This is a genomic window from Streptomyces sp. NPDC029169 (assembly GCF_055563935.1).
The window spans coordinates 1-17,575 of sequence record NZ_JBVHXA010000015.1 but is presented as its reverse complement, the minus strand read 5'-3'; the positions used below and the strand labels follow the sequence as shown (position 1 = coordinate 17,575).

Here is a 17,575-nt window from a genome sequence, read left to right as displayed (position 1 = left end):
CACAGTCGATGAGCAGCGCGGTGCAGAAGGGGCGGCCGCAGACCGCCCAGCAGTTCGTCCTTCAGGAGCTGCGGCGCGCGATCACGGCCGGAGAACTGCGGCCCGGCGGGCAGATCCGCCAGGACGCGCTCGCCGCCCGGCTCGACGTCAGCCGCGTGCCCCTGCGGGAGGCCCTGAAGATCCTGGAGGGCGAGGGTCTCGTCGTCCACCACATCCACCGGGGCTACTTCGTCGCCGAACTCTCCCTCGCGGACCTGGAGGAGATCTACCGGATCCGGCAGCTGCTGGAGACGGAGGCGGTCCGCATGGGTGTCCGCCGCGGCGAGGACGGGCTGCTCGCCTCCCTGGAGAAGATCCAGCGGGAGGTGGAGCGGGCGGCCGACGCCGGTGACGTGACGGCGATGGCCGCGGCCAACCGCCGTTTCCACTTCACCCTGATCGAGGCGTCCGGGATGCCGCGCCTTGTCCGGCTCATCACGACCCTGTGGGACGCCACCGACGCGTACCGCTCGCTGTACTACACGGAGGTACCGAACCGGGAGCTGGCCGTGCGCGAGCACCGCGCGGTCATCTCGGCGGTACGCAACGGCGACGAGGAGGCCGCCGTGCGCTGGCTCGACGACCACCGGGCCCACGCGGTCGCTGCCCTGCGGGAGATCCTGGACCTGGAGTGAACCAGGCAAACCCCATGGGCCAGTTGGGGCGACGACGACCGGAAGCAGTTCACGCACCAGTGCCGGGTGACGGGTACCGCGTACCCGTTCGGCCACTGGCACAGCAACGGCAAAGCCGTCGGCTCGACCCGTTGCACTAGGCCGGCGAACGGCCGTCACGGCGCGTCTCCGCGCCGGCACGCACGGTTACGTCCACCAGCCGAAGACCGGTTCGGCGGTCGCGTCGGGTACGTCGACGCGCAGCGGAACATCCGCGTCACGAGCGTTCCCGCCAGGTGAGGGATCATGGGCGGAGAAGCGGGAGAAGGGACGGGACGGACGATGCGGAACCGCAGTGTCGCGGACCTGATGACGCCGACCGCGGTGGCCGTGCAGCCGGGGACGTCGTTCAAGGAGATCGCGCGGTTGCTCGACGAGTACGGCATCACCGCCGTGCCCGTGGTCGACGAGGCCAACCGGCCGGTCGGCGTGGTGTCCGAGGCGGATCTGCTCCGCCGCCACACCGCCAAGGACGGCCCCAGCACCGCCGAGGCGATGATGTCCAGCCCCGTGGTAGTCGCCAGGCCGTCCTGGACGGCGGTGGAGGCGGCGCGCCTGATGGAGCGGCACCGGGTGAAGCGGCTTCCGGTGGTGGACTCGGGCGGGCAGCTCATCGGGGTGCTCAGCCGGAGCGATCTGCTCCAGCTGTTCCTGCGCCGCGACCGCTCGATCCAGGAGGAGATCCTGGAGGACGTGGTCATCCGCATCCTCGGCCTCTCCCCCGCGTCGCTCCACGTCGACGTCGACGAGGGCCGGGTGACGCTCAGCGGCACGCTGGAGCGCCGGAGCCTCGCGCCGGTCTTCCTGCGGCTCTGCGAGAGCGTGGACGGCGTCGTGGAGGTCGTGGACCGGCTGGCGTACGAGGACGAGGACGAGGGCGAGGGCGAGGGCGAGAGCCAGGGCGCCGAGGAGGACCGGGACACGGTCGCCCCTACCGGGGGCATCGGGTCGCCCGGGGCGTGACACGGGACCGGGCCCGCCGGCGCGATGCCCGCGGGCCCGTTACGCGGGGCGGTCCCATTACTGGACCGCCTCCGGCCAGCCGTATCCGGGGCCGGTGTGCTGGGGTACGGTCCCCGCGCCCACCGCCTCCATCTCCCGGTTGGCCTCGCGCATCAACTTGCTTGCCAGGTCCTTCATGGCCCGGCTCGCGGCGAGCTCGTCACCGATCGCCGGTACGTCCACGTCCGACGGGTTGCACCGTGCGGTGCCGTGGCCGGTGAGGGTCGACGTGCCGGTGTCGAGATGCGCCTCGGCCTCGGTCCTGCCGTCCTCTTCGACCAGTTCCAGGCCGACCGTCCACTCAAGTGTCCGTGTCATGGTCTGCCTCCTCGTGCCGTCGGGACGCGTACGATCGACGCGCGTCCCTTCCTACTCTCAATAATCCGTCCACGCGCGCGTGAGCGCGACCCCTTCCCCGCAACGCGGTGGACCCGTAGGTGGCTGACCGCCCCCGCCCCCTGAACGACTCCAAAGTCCAAGCCCTCCCACCCGCCCGTCCATGGGCCCGGCCGACGCGGGCGTGAATGCTGCGGTACGCCCGATTCCACGCCAGGGGCCGCCGCGGCGCGCGCGGTCCCGGGGAGGAGTGCTCATGCTCGCTCGAAGAACCGTACTGGTCACGACGCTTGCCGCCGTCGTCCTCGCCCTGGTCACCGGTGGCGGTGGCGCGTCGGCGGCACCGCCGGCCGAAGCCGCTCCCGCCGCCACCTACACCGTCACCGTCGGCGCGAAGGGTTCCTGGACCCACCCGGACGACACCCCGGCCGCGTCCTACCTCGACAAGGACGGCACCTTCTACTTCCAGCAGGCCCATGCGCTCTACGGCACGACCCAGCCCCGCCAGTGGAACTTCTTCACCGGGACGAACTTCGACACGGCAACCCGGTCGAGCGCGATCAGCGACGCCGTCAACCCGGCCAACTCCGCCGACAGGAACAACGACACCACGTGGCGGTGCAACAACAGCCCGACGGGCCTGGAGGCCACCGCACCGCCGGCCGGCTCGGGGTACTCCCAGAAGAACTTCTGCGACCTGGCGGGGGTGTGGGTCGACCCGGACACCGGCGCCTGGTACGGCCTGGTGCACAACGAGTTCACCCCGCAGCCCTTCGGCGACGGCGTCCACTACGACGGCATCGACTACGCGGTCTCCACCGACCAGGGCCGGACATGGACCATCAAGTCCCATGTCATCACCTCGCCGTTCAGCACCAAGCGGGGCGACACGGCCGCCTTCCCGCAGCAGACGTACCACTACGGGGACGGCGATCCGCGCCTCTTCGTCGACACCGCGTCCGGGTACTTCTACGTCTACTACGGCTCCCGGATCGTGGAGAAGGGCGGCGGCTGGAAGGCCTTCCACGCGCACGTGGCCCGGGCGCCGATATCCGGCAAGATGGCGCCCGGTTCGTGGCGGAAGTGGTACGACGGCGCCTGGACCGAGCCAGGCGTGGGCGGCCGCGAGAGCAACATGGTGCCCGTCGACGCCTCCAGTACGACCGGCTACACCCCGGTCTCCGACGAGTACGACCCGGCGAACGCCGGCACCGTGAGCCAACAGGTCGCGGCCGGCCTGATGCCGCCCACCTCTCCCCTGTTCGTCATGGACATCACGTACAACGCCCATCTGGGGCTGTACATCGGCGAGCCGCAGGCCGTCGACCAGAGCGGCAAGGCATCCCAGCAGTTCTATGCCACCGACGACCTGTCGAAGCAGCAGTGGCGGCTGATCGGGGACACCGGCACCTACACCAACGCCTCGTGGTACCGCTGGTTCCTGGACAGCACGAGCCGGACCAGCTCCGCGATCGTCGGCAGGAACTTCCGCTCGTACTGCTCCTTCGGATGCTCGGGCGGCTCGTCCGGCGAGTACGTCGACATCACGATCGGTACGTCCGCTCCAGCCGCTCCCGTCGACCCGAGCCGGACGTATCGCATCTCCTCCGGAGGCGGACGCGTCCTCGCCCAGGTCTCCGGCGGTTCCACCACCACCTCGCTGCCGGCCGGCACCGGGGCCGCCCTGGAGTCGTGGATCTTCACCTCGCTCGGCGACGGTTCATATCGTGTCGCGAACGCCGCCACCGGCGGGCTCCTGGGGGTCGACTCCGCCGTCACGGGCAGCCGCGCCTGGGGCACCAGGCCGACCGTCACCCCGGCCGGGGCGGGCGGGACGGCGGTGGGCCGGCAGTGGTTCGTGATCCCCGGCACCACCGCCACGGGCACGGCGACCGGGACGTACCGGCTGGTGAACCGCTACAGCGGGCTGGTGATCGGCATGTCCGCCGACTCCGGCAGGCCCGCCGAGACCACCCCCGCCCGCTCCTGGACCGACACCTCCGGCAGCGGTGTCGGCGGGGCACGCACCGCGGCGGAGCAGACCCTCACGCTCACTCCGGTGGGCGAGGCGCCCGGCTCCCTGGACGGTGTCCGCACCCTGGTCACGGGCGGCAAGGCGCTCGACAACCCGGACCACAGCTCGACCGCGGGCACGCAGCTGATCACCTACGCCGTCAACGGCGGCGCCAACCAGAGCTGGCGGTTCACCCGGCAGCCGGACGGCTCGTACGAGCTGGTCAACGCCGAGTCGGGGCTCTGCGCCGACGTCGACGGCGGCTCCACGGCGGCCGGGGCGCGGGTGATCCAGTGGACCTGCACGGGCGGCGCCAACCAGCGCTGGACCGTCGCGCGGCAGCCGACCGGCGCGTACACCGTCGCCTCGGTGCGCAGCGGCCTGCTGCTGACCACCGCGTCGACGGCGAACGGCGCCCGGGTGACCCAGCAGCCGGACACCGGCTCGGCCCTGCAACGGTGGACGATCACCTGACCGCGGGCGCGCGGCCGGCCGCCCCCGTGCGGGGCGCCGGCCGGCCGCGCATGATCGAAGCATGTCCCAGGTGACCACCACCGACCTGTACGAGGTCACGATGGCGCTCTCGTACCTACGGGAGGACATGCGGGCACCGGCCACGTTCAGCCTCTTCGTCCGCGAGCTTCCCCCGGGCCGAGGATTCCTCGTCGCCGCGGGGCTCGAACCCGCCCTCGACCACCTCTCCCGCTTCCTGGTGGGGCGTTCCGACGTCCAGGAGTTCGCCGAGGCGCTGGGGCGGCCTGTCGAGGAGCTCGAACCGCTCCACGGGCTCGTCTTCGACGGCACCGTCCGCGCTGTCCCGGAAGGGCGGCTGGTCTTCGCCGGTGAGCCGCTCCTTGAGGTCACCGCGCCGCTCCCGCAGGCCCAGCTCGTGGAGACGTACCTGCTCTCACTGCTCTGCCACCAGACGGCCGTCGCCGCCAAGGCGGCGCGGTGTGTGGTCGCCGCCGCCGGACGGCCCCTGGTGGACTTCTCGCTACGCCGGAACCACGGGCCCGAGGCGGGCATGCAGGCGGCGCGGCTCGGCGCGCTGGTCGGCTTCGCCGGGACGAGCAACGTGGCCGCGGCGGTCCGGTACGGCATTCCCGCCTCGGGCACCATGGCCCACTCGTACGTCCAGTCGTTCCCGTCCGAAGAGGACGCCTTCCGGGCCTTCGCCCGCACGCACCCCGGCCCGGTCACCTTCCTGGTCGACACCTACGACACCGATCGCGGGGTCGCGACGGCCGCGCGCGTCCTGGGCGACCTGGAGCGCGGTCCGGGGTGCGCCATCCGTCTCGACAGCGGTGACCTGCGCGCGCTCGCCCACCGGGCGCGCGCACAGCTGGACGCGGCGGGGCTGCGGGACGTGAAGATCATCGTGAGCGGCGGGCTCGACGAGTACGCCGTCGCCGCACTCGTACGGGACGGGGCGCCGATCGACGTCTTCGCGGTCGGTACGAAGGTCGGCGTGGCGGCGGACGCCCCGTACCTGGACGCGGCGTACAAGCTGGTCGAGTACGACGGGACGCCCATCATGAAGTTCTCGGAGGGAAAGGCGACGGCGCCGGGCCCGAAGCAGGTGTTCCGAGGCCCCGGCCTCCGCGATGTCATCGGTCTGGCGAACGAGGAGCCGCCCGAGGGAACGGAGCCGCTGCTGCGGACCGTGATGCGCGGCGGCCTCCGCACGGAGCCGCCGGACTCCCTGGACGCCGCCCGCGCCCGCTTCGAGGCCGACCTCGCGCAGCTGCCGGAGGCCGCCCGGCGGATCGAGGACCCGGTGCCCCCGGTCCCGGCCGTGTCCACGCGTCTGGGGGTGCTGACGACGATCGTCCGGCACCGGATCGAGGCGCGGATGGGGGCGTCCGAGGGCGATCCCGGGAGGTGACCCCTCGGACGCGCGAGAGGACGGCGCTCCGGGATCAGGCGTTCGCCGGCGGGTACTCGGGGCGGGCCGGGATCGCGGGGCGGTCGGTCGGGGAGGGGAGCGGGGGGAGGGAGGGCTCGTACAGCCAGGACCTGAGGAGGTCGTCCAGCGGCTCGGTCGCGTAGCGGGCCGCGTGGGCGGTGAAGCCCATGGTGGTGACCACGCCGTGCCGGTGGACGGTCCCCCAGCCGCGCAGCATGCGGAAGAAGGCGGAGTCACCCAGCGCGCAGCGGATCGCGTGGACGACGAGGCCACCGCGCTGGTACAGGCGGTCGTCGAACATCAGCTTGCGGCCCGGGTCGGCCAGGACCAGATCCTGCGGCTGCGCGGCGAGCAGCCGGTGCGCGGCGGCCGCGAGGTCGTGCGCGGTGCGGCCGCCGGAGCGCTCCGACCAGAGCCATTCGGCGTACTTGGCGAAGCCCTCGTTCAGCCAGATGTGCCGCCAGTCGGCGATGGTCACGCTGTTGCCGAACCACTGGTGGGCGAGCTCATGAGCGATGAGCCGCTCCGAACCCCGTACGCCGTCCACGTGGTTGGTGCCGAAGAGGGAGAGCCCCTGGGCCTCCACGGGGACATCCAGTTCCTCGTCGGCGACGACGACCGTGTACTCGCCGAGGGGGTAAGGGCCGAACAGCTCCTCGAAGAGCCGCATCATCGCGGGCTGCCGGGCGAAGTCCCGGGAGAACCGGGGCAGCAGATGCGCCGGTACATGGGCGCTCTGCGGGACACCGCCGAGCCCGGGATCGCCGAGCAGGACGGTCTGGTACATGCCGATGGACAGGCCGACCAGATAGCTGGAGGTCGGCGCGGACTGCTCGTACACCCAGGTGGTCGTGGAGGCCTTGGTCGTCCGGGTGAGCAGCCGGCCGCCGGCCACCACCGTGTAGGCGGAGGGGGTGTTGACCGAGATGTGGTACGAGGCCTTGTCGGCGGGCCGGTCGTTGCACGGGTACCAGGAGGGCGCGCCGACGGGCTGGCTCGCGACGAGCGCGCCGTCGGTCAGCTCCTCCCAGCCGAGGCCGCCCCAGGGGCTGCGGACCGGCTTGGGGTTGCCCGACCAGTGCACCTCCACGGTGAAGGCCGCGCCGGCGGGCAGCGGCTTGGCCGGCCGGATGCGCAACTTGCCGCCCCGGTGGGTGTAGTGCGGCGCGCGGCCGTTCACCTGGACCCGGCCTGTCTTGAACTCGGCCAGGTTGAGGGCGAACTCGGTGAGCGGGGCCCGGCCGGCGATCGCGCTGAGGCGGGCGGTGCCGGTCAGCCGGTTGGGGCCGGGGCGGTAGTCCAGAGCGAGTTCGTACCGGTGCACGCGGTAACGGGGATCGCCGTTGGCCGGAAAGTACGGGTCCGACGCCGTCGTCCTCTGGCCGCTCACTGCCGCTTCCGCTCCCTGCCCTGTTGCTCGTACGCCGTGGCCCTTTCAGGACCGCCACGCCTCGATCGGATTGCCCAGCCAGCGGGTGTCGGCGGGGACGGATTCCCCGGCCATCACGAGAGAGGAGGGACCCAGTGTGCTGCGGGCCCCGACCGTGCTTCCGGGCAGAACGATTCCGCCCGGGCCCAGGGTGGCGCCCTCGCGGAGGACCACAGTATCCGTCCTCAAGATCCGGTCGTGGAAGAGGTGTGTCTGCAGCACACAGCCGCGGTTCACGCTGACCGCGTCGCCCAGGGTCACCAGGTCCATTTCGGGCAGCCAGTAGCTCTCGCACCACACGCCCCGGCCGATCCGGGCCCCGAGGCCGCGCAGCCACAGGGCGAGGAGCGGCGTCCCGGGCACCGATCCGGCGAGCCAGGGCACGGCCAGGACCTCGACGAAGGTGTCGGCCAGCTCGTTGCGCCAGACGAAGCCGCTCCACAGCGGGTGCTGTCCCGTACGGTGCCGGCCCACAAGGAGCCACTTCGCGGCCACGGAGACCACCGCGGCGGTCGCACCGGCGGCGAGCAGGACCGCTCCGGACAGCAGTGCGACTCCTCCGGTCCCCAGCCCGCTGGTGGCGGTCAGCGCGCAGAGCGCCGCCGTGGTCAGGACGGCCAGCGCGGCCGAGCAGAACACCGGGACGAGCCGGCACAGCTCCACCAGGCCTCGCGCCCACAGCAGCCGCGCGGGCGGGTCGTAGGTGCGGCTCCGGTCGCCGTCGGCAGCCGACCGCGGCAGCTTGACCGGCGGCAGGCCCAGGTACGAGCTGCCCTTCTTGGCCTTCTTCGGGGTGGCGGAGAGCACGCCGACCAGACCGTCGTCGGGCACGCTGCGGCCCGGCGCGGTCATTCCGGAGTTGCCGAGGAACGCCCGGCGGCCGATCTCGGAGTGTCCGATGCGCATCCAGCCGCCGCCCAGTTCGTAGGGGGCGGTCAGGGTGTCGTCGGCGAGGAACGCGCCGTCGCCCACGCTCGTCAGGCTCGGCAGCGCGAGCACCGTTGACACCTCCGCGCCCCGGCCGATCCTCATGCCGAGCAGCCGCAGCCACACGGGCGTGATCAGCCCCGCGTACAGCGGGAAGAGGGTCTGCCGGGAGAGGTCCATCAGCTGGGTGACCGTCCAGGCCTGCCAGCCGACGCGGCTGTGCGTCGGGTGGTTCCCGGTCCGCAGCCCGAGGCTGAGCAGCCGTACCGGGACGAGCAGAAGCAGCGCGTACGCGAATCCGAAGGCGAGCGCCCCGGGGACCACGGCGAGGAGCGCTCCGTGCAGGGCCTCGGCCAGGCCGGCGTCGGCGGGTACGAACAGGCCGGCCACGAGCAGCGCGGGCAGGGCGGCGAGCACGGGCAGGGCCGTGAGGCAGAAGCCGGTGGCGCCGTACACGGCGCGCCAGTGGACGGCGCGCGGCGGGCGCTCCGGCGGCCAGTTGCGCTTGGCCTTGCCGAGTTTGACGGCGGGCGCTCCGGCCCAGCGCTGTCCGGTCGGGATCTGTCCGGCCACGGCGGATCCGGGGGCCACCTCGGCCCGCTTGCCGACCCGCGCGCCCGGGAAGAGCATGCTGCGGGTGCCGACGACCGCGCCCGCACCGACCTTGACCGGGCCGATCTCGAGCCGGTCCCCGTCCAGCCAGTGTCCGGAGAGGTCCACCTCGGACTCCACGGCGCAGCCGCGGCCGAGCTTGAGCATGCCGGTCACGGGCGGCAGGGAGTGCAGGTCGACCTCGGGGCCGACCTTGGCGCCGAGGGCCCGTGCGTAGCGCTGCAGCCAGGAACCGGTGAGGGAGGTCGCGCCGACGCACTCGGCGAGCCGTTCGGCCGTCCAGAGCCTCAGGTGCACGCTTCCGCCGCGCGGATGTCGTCCCGGCTTGACCCCGCGCAGCAGCAGGCGTGCGCCGCCGGCCGCGATCGCCAGCCGGCCCGGCGGGCTGTGGAGCAGGACGGCGCCGGCGGCGACGAGCCACCACGAGGCGGTGGGCGCCCATGGGTAGGGCCCGAACCGGTGCAGGACGTTGCCCAGGGCCAGCAGGGCCACCGTCCAGCGCAGGCCGACCAGGGTGAAGAGCGGGAGCAGGATCAGCGACTGCGTCACCTGGGACCGGAGCGGGACCGGCGCGACGGTGCGCGCCGCGCCGTCGTCCTGTACGGACTTCTCCAGGCGCCGGGCCAGCTTGCGCAGGGTGGGCTGCTGGTAGATGTCGACCACGGCCGCGCTCGGGTAGCGGGTGCGCAGCCGGGTGGTGAGCTGGGCGGCGGCGAGGCTGTTGCCGCCGATCGCGAAGAAGTCGTCGGCGGGGCTGGTGACGGCCACGCCGAGGGTCTCGGTCCACTGCTCGGCGAGCCAGGCCTCGGTGCCGTACAGCTGCTCGGCGGGGCCGCTGGTCTCCAGGTCGGGCAGGGGCCAGGGCAGTGCGCCGCGGTCGACCTTGCCGGAGGTACGGGTCGGCAGGTCGTCGACCGGCGCGAGGAGGGGCACGAGGGCCGCGGGCAGCTCGGCGCGCAGCCGCTCGACCGCCGCCGCGTGGTCCCAGCCCTCCTGGGTGACGAGGTAGCCGACCAGGAGCTGGTTGCCGCTGCGCGCCGTGCGGACGGCGGCGGCCGCGCCGGCGACGCCGGGCAGGGCCTGGAGTGCCGCGTCGACCTCGCCCAGCTCGATGCGCCGGCCGCCGAGCTTGATCTGTTCGTCGGCGCGGCCGAGGAAGACCAGGCCCTCCGGTTCGGCGCGGACGAGGTCGCCGCTGCGATAGGCGCGCTGCCAGCCGAGGGATGCGAGCGGGGCGTACTTCTCGGCGTCCTTCTCGGGGTCGAGGTAGCGGGCCAGGCCGACGCCGCCGATCACGAGCTGGCCGCTGCCGCCCATGGGCACGGGTTCGCCGGACTCGTCGACCACGGCCAGTTCCCAGCCGTTCAGGGGGAGACCGATGCGAATCGGTTCCTCACCGGTCAGGAGCGAGGCACAGGCGACGACCGTGGCCTCGGTGGGGCCGTACGTGTTCCAGACCTCGCGGCCCTCGGTGACCAGGCGCTGGGTCAGCTCGGGCGGGCAGGCTTCGCCGCCGAAGATCAGCAGCCTGACCTCGTTGAGTGCCTCGGGCTCCCAGAGCGCGGCCAGGGTGGGCACGGTGGAGACCACGGTGATCTCCTGCTCGACCAGCCAGGGGCCGAGGTCGGCGCCGCTGCGGACCTGGGAGCGGGGGACGGGCACGAGGCAGGCGCCGTAGCGCCAGGCCAGCCACATCTCCTCGCAGGAGGCGTCGAAGGCGACGGACAGTCCGGCCATGACCCGGTCGCCGGGTCCGATCGGTTCGTCGGCGAGGAAGAGCGCGGCCTCGGCGTCCACGAAGGCGGCGGCGCTGCGGTGGCTGACCGCGACGCCCTTGGGTGTGCCGGTGGAGCCGGAGGTGAAGATGATCCACGCGTCGTGCTCGGGCCCGGGGCGTGCGGCGGGGGCGTGGCCGGGCTCGGGGGGCCGGGGGACGTCGATGGTCTGTCCGGCGCCGAGGACCGCGCGCACCTGTGCCTCGCCGAAGACGAGCTCGGCCCGCTCGTCGGGGTCCTCGGCGTCGACGGGCACGTAGGCGGCGCCTGCGGCGAGGACGGCGAGGATGCCGACGTACAGCTCGTTGGTCCCGGACGGCACGCGTACGCCGACCCGGTCGCCGAGCCCCACTCCCGCGGCGGCGAGGGCGCGCCGCCGGCGCTCGACCTCGGCGGCCAGTGCGCGGTAGGTCAGCTGGGTGGCGCCGTCGTCCAGGGCGAGCTCGTCGGGGTACGCGCGGACGGACGCGTCGAGGATGTCGACGAGGGTGCGTGTCGGGGCGGCGGGGCCGGCGGAGAACCGCGCCGCCTTGCCGGACCCCTCGGGCGTGTCCCCGTCGTCGAGCAGGGTGAGTTCGCCGCGCTCAGGTGTGGCTGCCATCGGCCCTCGCGTCTCGTTCCCGGAACGTCCGGGTCGCCGGGCGGAGCCCGGGTCTGCCCAGGTTGTTCCGGTCCAGCGCCAAACAGCCCGAAAGTCTAGTGCGTGGACCGGGATTTCCTCGTCGAAACCCTTGCACGTGGCCGAGGAGGGGCGGTAATGCGCCAGGCCTGTCCTTGTGCCTTCCTCCATACGACCTCGCATTCACCATGGAGTGCCGTACGGAGTTGTTGCAGATGCGAGCCTGAGCGCTCTACGTTGTCGCATATGCAGTCCTACACCATCGGGCAGGCGGCCCGTCTGCTCGGCGTCAGCTCCGACACCGCGCGGCGCTGGGCCGACGCCGGGCGCGTCGCGACCCACCGCGACGAGAGCGGTCGCCGTCTCATCGACGGCCGCGACCTGGCCGCCTTCTCCGTGGAGATCGCCCAGAGCGGCACCGGCGAGGACGAGGCGTCCTACACCTCGGCGCGCAACGCGTTCCCCGGCATCGTCACGGCGATCAAGCTCGGCGACGTCGCGGCCCAGGTCGACATCCAGGCGGGCCCGCACCGGCTGGTCTCGCTGCTCACCCGCGAGGCCGTGGAAGAGCTGGGACTGGAAGTCGGCATGCAGGCCACCGCCCGCGTGAAGTCGACCAGCGTGCACATCGACCGCACCTGACCACTGACCCTCACGCACCCCGAGCGGCGGCGTCCGTCACCGGCGCGGCTCGTCCTCACCGAAGGAGCCCCATCCCCATGTCCCGCAAGGTCACCCTCACCGGACGCCGGGCCTCCGCTGCCGTCGTGACGGCCGCTCTGCTCGTCCCTCTTGCCGCCTGCGGCGAGGACGGGACGGCGAAGGACGCCGGAGTCACGAGGGCGAGTGCCTCCCGGACCGACCTCACGGTCCTGGCCGCCGCGTCGCTGACCAACGTGTTCAAGATCGCAGGCGCCGCCTACGAGAAGGCGCACCCCGGCACGAAGATCACGTTCTCCTTCGCCGGCTCCCAGGAGCTCGTCGCGCAGGTCGCCCAGGGCTCGCCGGCCGACGCGCTGGTCACCGCCGACACCAAGAGCATGGACAAGGTGCGGGCCGACACCGGCACACCGGCCGTCATCGCCAGGAACCGGCTCGTCATCGCGACCGGCGAGGGCAACCCGCACAAGGTCGACGAGCTGAAGGACCTTGCGGACACCCGCCTCAAGGTCGTCCTCGCGGCGCCCGAGGTGCCGGCCGGCAAGTACAGCAGGCAGATCCTCGACGCCCAGGGGATCACGGTGAAGCCGGTCTCCCAGGAGCCCAACGTCCGCGGCGTGCTGAGCAAGGTCGAGCTGGGCGAGGCCGACGCCGGGCTCGTCTACCGGACGGACGCCGCGACGGCCCCGGACAAGGTCGACGCCGTCGAGATCCCCGACGCCCAGAACGCGATCGCCCAGTACCCGGCGGCCACGCTCAAGGGGTCCAAGAACGCCGAGGCCGCCGCCGCGTTCGTCGCGTGGCTGTCCACTCCCGAGGCCCAGAAGATCCTCCAGGACGCCGGCTTCCAGAAGCCGTAGCCCGGAAACCAGGGGGTGGGGACTGTCCGTTCCGGGGGGCATGGACAGCCCCCACCCCCGTACTCGAACCGCAGGGATCCACCGATGAAACGAACCGGCAGCCGCACGTGGGGCCCCCGCGCGCCCCTCGCTCTGGCGATTCCCGCGCTGCTGGCCGTGGCCTTCCTGGTACTGCCGCTGGTCGGCATCCTCGCCCGCACCCAGTGGGGCGAACTGACGGACCATCTCGGCTCACCCGGGACCGTCGAGGCCCTGCGGCTCTCGCTGGTGGTGTCGTTCTGGTCGCTGGGGCTCTCCCTGGTCCTGGGTGTGCCGCTGGCCTGGCTGCTGGCCCGGGTGTCCTTCCCGGGCAAGGCCGTGGTGCGCTCGCTCGTGCTCCTGCCGATGGTGCTGCCGCCCACGGTCGGCGGGGTGGCGCTGCTCCTCGCGTTCGGCCGCCGCGGGCTCCTCGGGCCGTGGCTGGAGTCGACGTTCGGCATCACCTTCCCGTTCCACACCTCGGGAGCGGTCCTCGCGGCGACCTTCGTCTCCATGCCCTTCCTCGTCATCAGCCTGGAAGGCGCGCTGGGCGGGCTGCGGCCCCGGTACGAGGAGACGGCGGCCTCGCTCGGCGCGTCTCCGGTACGGGTCTTCTTCACCGTCACGCTGCCGATGGTCGCCCCCGGGCTGATCGCCGGAGCCGCCCTCACCTGGGCGCGGGCGCTCGGCGAGTTCGGCGCGACGATCACCTTCGCGGGGAACCTGCCCGGCACCACGCAGACGCTGCCGCTCCAGGTGTACCTGCTGCTCCAGGAGGAGCCGGAGGCGGCGACCTCCGTCTCCCTGCTGCTGCTCGTCATCGCCATGGCGGTGCTCATCGCGCTGCGCGGGCGCTGGACCGGTGTACCCGCCGAACGCGCTCAGCGGAGCCGGCCGACGGTGGATCAGGCCCTGCCGGACGCGGCCCCCGCCGAGGTCGCCCCGGAGGTGCCCCGGGAGGAATGGTCGCTGGACGCCGAGGTCACCGGCTTCACCCGGCTCACGCTGGCCGCCGAGCCCGGCACCACCATCGCCGTCGTCGGACCCAACGGCGCGGGAAAGACGACCCTCCTGCGGGCACTCCTCGGCCTCACCCCCCGCGCCCATGCCGCGCTCCGCCTCGGCGGCACCGACGTCACCGGGCTTCCGCCGCACCGCCGACACGTGGCCTGGGTCCCCCAGGACGGCGCGCTCTTCCCCCATATGACGGCCCTCGCCAACACCGCGTACGGGCAGCGCGTCCAGGGGGTCCCCCGGGGCGAGGCCCGGCGCGCGGCGCAGCAGTGGCTCGACCGGCTCGGCGTCGGGCAGCTGTCCCACCGCCGCCCCGCCCAGCTCTCGGGCGGCCAGGCCCAGCGCGTCGCGCTCGCCCGCGCGCTCGCGGCCCGCCCCCGGCTGCTCGTCCTCGACGAGCCGCTCGCCGCGCTCGACCAGACCACGCGCGCCCATGTCCGGCACACGCTGCGCAGCCACCTCCAGGGCTTCGGCGGCGTCTGTCTGATCGTCACCCACGACCCCGTCGAGGCCGTCTCCCTCGCGGACCGCGTCCTCGTCCTCGACGAGGGCCGGGCGCTCCAGGAGGACTCCCCCGCCGAGGTCGCCCGCCACCCGCGCTCCCCCTGGGTCGCGCGGATGCTCGGCCGCAACGCCTGGCCCGGCACCGCCACCGCCGACGGACTCGCGCTCGCGGCCGGCGGCACCCTGGTCGTCGCCGACCCGCTCCCGCCCGGCACGGAGGCCCTCGCCGTCATCGCGCCCGAGGCCGTCTCCGTCCACCGCGAGAGGCCGGGCGGGAGCCCCCGTAACGTCTGGCCCGGCACCGTACGGGAGATCACGGCGAGCGGCAGCCGACTGCGCGTGCTGATCACCTCCGACGAGGCACCCGACCTCGTCGCCGAGATCACCCCGCAGGCGGCGGCCGAACTCGGCCTCGCCGACGGGACGCCCGTCTGGACGAGCGTCAAGGCCACCGAGGCGACCACCGTGGCCCTTTGATCCGGGGCCCCCTCCGGTCAGCCGATGGGCGGCCTGTGCAGAGTGGCCTCACCCGACAGGCGGATGCCGACCCTGCGCCCCGGGGCCACCCGGAGCGGGCTCGGGGTGCGGATGTCGACCGTCCCGCCCAGGCCGTCGACGGCCACCGTCACCATGGCGTCGTGACCGAAGAAGCGGATATCCGTCACGACGCCTTCGGCGTCGGTGTCGGCGGAGTCCGGTTCGGCGAGCTGGAGTTGTTCGGGGCGGAGCAGCACGACGCCGTCGCGCACGCCCTCCGGCGCTGCGGCGAGGCGGATGCGGCCGAGCGCGGTGGTGGCGATGTCCTGGTCGGCGGTGCCGGGGAGGATGACGGCGTCGCCGACGAAGGAGGCGAGCCAGGGGTCGGCGGGCCGCTGGTAGAGCTCCTCCGGGGTGGCGCACTGGGCGACGCGCCCGTCGCGGAGGACGGCGACGATGTCGGCGGTGGAGAGCGCCTCCTGCTGGTCGTGGGTGACGAGGAGGGCGGTCGCGCCGCTCTCCTTGAGCACGGCGCGGACCTCGGCCCGTACCGTCCCGCGCAGACCGCTGTCGAGGGCGCTGAACGGCTCGTCGAGCAGCACGAGATGGGGCCGCGGGGCGAGGGCGCGGGCCAGGGCGACGCGCTGCTGCTGGCCGCCGGAGAGCTCGCGGGGCATGCGGTCGCCGTATCCGGGGAGTCCGATCAGCTCCAGCATCTCGGCCACGCGGGCGCGCTTGGCGGCCCGGTCGAGATCCGTCAGGCCGAAGGCGATGTTGCGGGCCGCGCTCAGGTGGGGGAAGAGCGCGCCCTCCTGCGGGACGATGCCGATGCGCCGCCGCTCGGGCGGCAGGTGGACGCCGGGGCCGCCGAGGACGCGGCCCGCGACGGTGACCGTGCCGGCGTCGGCCTTCAGGAAGCCGGCGATGACCCGGAGCAGCGTGGTCTTTCCGCAGCCGGAGGGGCCGAGGACGGCGGCGAGGGAGCCTCCGGGGACGGCGAGGTCGAGACCGTCGAGGACCGGCGCACCGGGGCCGTACGCCTTGACCACGCCACTGATCTGAAGGTCGTTCATGTCCTGGGCTCCCATGTCCGAGTCCGGGTCGCTCATGTGCGGTGCCTTCCGAGGAGGTACGAGGGGACGGCGGCGAGCAGGATCAGCGCGGCGGCGTAGGGGGCCGCCGCCGCGAACGAGCCGGTGCCGGTCTCCGTCCACAGCCGGGTGGCGAGGGTGTCCATGCCCGTCGGGCGCAGGAGCAGCGTGGCCGGGAGCTCCTTCATGCAGACCACGAAGGTGAGCGCCGCGCCGGCCGCGACGCCGGGGGCCGCGAGCGGCAGGGTGACCTCGCGCAGCACGCCGAAGGGCGTACGGCCCAAAGAGCGGGCCACGTCGTCCAGGACCGGCGGCGACTGGAGGACGGCGGCGCGCGTCGCGGCCACCGCGACCGGCAGGAAGAGCACCGCGTACGCGCAGATGAGGAGCGGGGTCTCCTGGTACAGCGGCCGGGCGTAACGCACGGCGAAGAAGACCAGGGCAAGCGCGACGGTGATCCCGGGGACTGCGTGGCCCGCGTACGCCGCCTGTTCGAGCAGGTGGGCGAGGCGGCCCCGGTGGCGGGCCGCGATGACGCCGACCGGCAGCGCGAGCAGGGTGGTGAGGGCGGCGCCCGCGGCGGCGACGCCGAGGGTGGTCAGCGCGGTGGTGGTGAGCGTGGCCGGGTCCCAGGTGGCGGAGGAGCCGACGGCGAGCCAGTACGCGAGGGTGGCGAGGGGGAAGCCGACGGCCACGGCGACGATCGCGCCGCACCAGGCGAGGGCGAGCGGCTTCAGCCGTCCGAGGACGGCGGGGACGGCTCGCCGGGCGGTTCCCGTTCCCGTACGGGCGTAGTCGGCGCGGCCGCGGGTGCGGGTCTCGGCGGCGACGAGCAGGACGGTCATGAGGACCAGGACGGCGCTGAGGGCGGCGGCCGGGGTGCGGTCGAAGCTGGCTCGGTAGGACGTGTAGATGCCGCGGGTGAAGGTGTCGTACCGCATGAGGGACACCGCGCCGAAGTCGGAGAGCACGTAGAGCGCGACGAGCAGGCCGCCGCCCGCCGCGGCGGGCCGCAGCTGGGGCAGGGTGACGCTCAGGAAAGTGCGCAGCGGCCCGCGCCCGAGCGAGCGGGCGACCTCCTCGTGCCCGGGGTCGGTACCGCGCAGGGCGGCGGCGACCGGCAGGTACACGTACGGGAAGCTCACGAGGGTGAGCGCCAGGGCCGAGCCGGTGAAACCGGCCAGCGACGGCGCGGCGGACAGCCAGGCGAACGCGGTGACGTAACTCGGCACGGCCAGCGGCAGGGTGACGAGGACGGACCAGGCACGGGCACCCGGCAGGGCCGTGCGGACCGTGAGCCAGGCGAGCGAGACACCGATCACCAGACAGGCCGCGACGACCGCGGCGGTGAGGCCGAGGCTGCGCAGCAGGAGTTCGCCGGTGCGCTCGTCGGCGATGACGTCCCAGGCGTAGGCGGGGCCGTGCTCCAGGGCGCGGACGGCGAGATAGCCGAGCGGCAGGACGGCGAGGGCGGCCGCGAGCACGGCGGGCACGATCAGCACCCAGGACGGCCGGGAACCGGCGCGGGGGGGGGGGGGGGGGGGGGGGGGGGGGGGGGGGGGGGGGGGGGGGGGGGGGGGGGGGGGGGGGGGGGGGGGGGGGGGGGGGGGGGGGGGGG

12 protein-coding genes are annotated in these 17,575 nt (G+C 73.6%); 7 read left to right on the top strand and 5 right to left on the bottom strand.

The genetic code is table 11. The features are described from left to right. Positions 1-8: 8 nt before the first annotated feature. Together ACZ4VI_RS25205 and ACZ4VI_RS25200 are read left to right on the top strand one after the other, a co-directional pair. Positions 9-674 carry a GntR family transcriptional regulator gene (locus tag ACZ4VI_RS25205; RefSeq protein WP_468002637.1) on the top strand — a complete coding sequence of 222 codons (666 nt, stop codon included), beginning with the start codon at positions 9-11 and terminating at the stop codon, positions 672-674. Positions 675-995: 321 nt separating this feature from the next. Beyond that, positions 996-1,676: a CBS domain-containing protein gene (locus ACZ4VI_RS25200; protein ID WP_468002635.1), complete on the top strand. Its 681-nt coding sequence runs from the start codon at positions 996-998 to the stop codon at positions 1,674-1,676. Between the two features lie 57 nt (positions 1,677-1,733). Here the strand turns inward: ACZ4VI_RS25200 and ACZ4VI_RS25195 are convergent, their stop codons facing one another. Then, entirely contained in the window at positions 1,734-2,033 is a 300-nt protein-coding gene (locus ACZ4VI_RS25195) for a DUF1876 domain-containing protein (protein WP_468002633.1), read from the bottom strand. A gap of 274 nt (positions 2,034-2,307) precedes the next feature. Between ACZ4VI_RS25195 and ACZ4VI_RS25190 the strand changes: the two genes are divergently transcribed. After that, positions 2,308-4,539 (top strand): RICIN domain-containing protein, encoded by a 2,232-nt coding sequence (locus ACZ4VI_RS25190; protein WP_468002631.1) that lies wholly within the window; start codon positions 2,308-2,310, stop codon positions 4,537-4,539. Between the two features lie 61 nt (positions 4,540-4,600). Beyond that, on the top strand, positions 4,601-5,950 hold the full coding sequence (locus ACZ4VI_RS25185) for a nicotinate phosphoribosyltransferase (RefSeq protein ID WP_468002629.1): 1,350 nt from the start codon (positions 4,601-4,603) through the stop codon (positions 5,948-5,950). Between the two features lie 34 nt (positions 5,951-5,984). On the opposite strand, the gene ACZ4VI_RS25180 is transcribed toward ACZ4VI_RS25185, so the two are convergent. Further along, positions 5,985-7,361 carry a M1 family metallopeptidase gene (locus ACZ4VI_RS25180; protein WP_468002627.1) on the bottom strand — a complete coding sequence of 459 codons (1,377 nt, stop codon included), beginning with the start codon at positions 7,359-7,361 and terminating at the stop codon, positions 5,985-5,987. A 45-nt stretch (positions 7,362-7,406) separates the two neighbouring features. Next, positions 7,407-11,315 (bottom strand): Pls/PosA family non-ribosomal peptide synthetase, encoded by a 3,909-nt coding sequence (locus tag ACZ4VI_RS25175; protein WP_468002625.1) that lies wholly within the window; start codon positions 11,313-11,315, stop codon positions 7,407-7,409. A 264-nt stretch (positions 11,316-11,579) separates the two neighbouring features. On the opposite strand from ACZ4VI_RS25175, the gene ACZ4VI_RS25170 reads away from it, so the two are divergent. From ACZ4VI_RS25170 to ACZ4VI_RS25160, 3 genes are all read left to right on the top strand, one after another. Continuing rightward, entirely contained in the window at positions 11,580-11,975 is a 396-nt protein-coding gene (locus tag ACZ4VI_RS25170; RefSeq protein WP_468002623.1) for a TOBE domain-containing protein, read from the top strand. A 77-nt stretch (positions 11,976-12,052) separates the two neighbouring features. Continuing rightward, a complete protein-coding gene (modA, locus tag ACZ4VI_RS25165; protein ID WP_468002621.1) occupies positions 12,053-12,853 on the top strand; it encodes a molybdate ABC transporter substrate-binding protein in 801 nt (266 codons plus the stop codon). Positions 12,854-12,937: 84 nt separating this feature from the next. Beyond that, complete coding sequence (locus tag ACZ4VI_RS25160; protein ID WP_468002619.1) at positions 12,938-14,866, top strand: ABC transporter permease; 1,929 nt, start codon at positions 12,938-12,940, stop codon at positions 14,864-14,866. Positions 14,867-14,883: 17 nt separating this feature from the next. On the opposite strand, the gene ACZ4VI_RS25155 is transcribed toward ACZ4VI_RS25160, so the two are convergent. Both ACZ4VI_RS25155 and ACZ4VI_RS25150 read right to left on the bottom strand, forming a co-directional pair. Further along, positions 14,884-15,939: an ABC transporter ATP-binding protein gene (locus tag ACZ4VI_RS25155; protein WP_468002978.1), complete on the bottom strand. Its 1,056-nt coding sequence runs from the start codon at positions 15,937-15,939 to the stop codon at positions 14,884-14,886. A gap of 32 nt (positions 15,940-15,971) precedes the next feature. Continuing rightward, entirely contained in the window at positions 15,972-17,450 is a 1,479-nt protein-coding gene (locus ACZ4VI_RS25150) for an ABC transporter permease (protein WP_468002617.1), read from the bottom strand. Positions 17,451-17,575 lie beyond the last annotated feature (125 nt).

Coding starts and splice junctions, on each gene's coding strand:
- ACZ4VI_RS25205 (WP_468002637.1), top strand. CDS start 9: ATGAGCAGCGCGGTGCAGAAGGGGCGGCCGCAGACCGCCCAGCAGTTC.
- ACZ4VI_RS25200 (WP_468002635.1), top strand. CDS start 996: ATGCGGAACCGCAGTGTCGCGGACCTGATGACGCCGACCGCGGTGGCC.
- ACZ4VI_RS25195 (WP_468002633.1), bottom strand. CDS start 2,033: ATGACACGGACACTTGAGTGGACGGTCGGCCTGGAACTGGTCGAAGAG.
- ACZ4VI_RS25190 (WP_468002631.1), top strand. CDS start 2,308: ATGCTCGCTCGAAGAACCGTACTGGTCACGACGCTTGCCGCCGTCGTC.
- ACZ4VI_RS25185 (WP_468002629.1), top strand. CDS start 4,601: ATGTCCCAGGTGACCACCACCGACCTGTACGAGGTCACGATGGCGCTC.
- ACZ4VI_RS25175 (WP_468002625.1), bottom strand. CDS start 11,315: ATGGCAGCCACACCTGAGCGCGGCGAACTCACCCTGCTCGACGACGGG.
- ACZ4VI_RS25170 (WP_468002623.1), top strand. CDS start 11,580: ATGCAGTCCTACACCATCGGGCAGGCGGCCCGTCTGCTCGGCGTCAGC.
- modA (WP_468002621.1), top strand. CDS start 12,053: ATGTCCCGCAAGGTCACCCTCACCGGACGCCGGGCCTCCGCTGCCGTC.
- ACZ4VI_RS25160 (WP_468002619.1), top strand. CDS start 12,938: ATGAAACGAACCGGCAGCCGCACGTGGGGCCCCCGCGCGCCCCTCGCT.
- ACZ4VI_RS25155 (WP_468002978.1), bottom strand. CDS start 15,939: ATGAACGACCTTCAGATCAGTGGCGTGGTCAAGGCGTACGGCCCCGGT.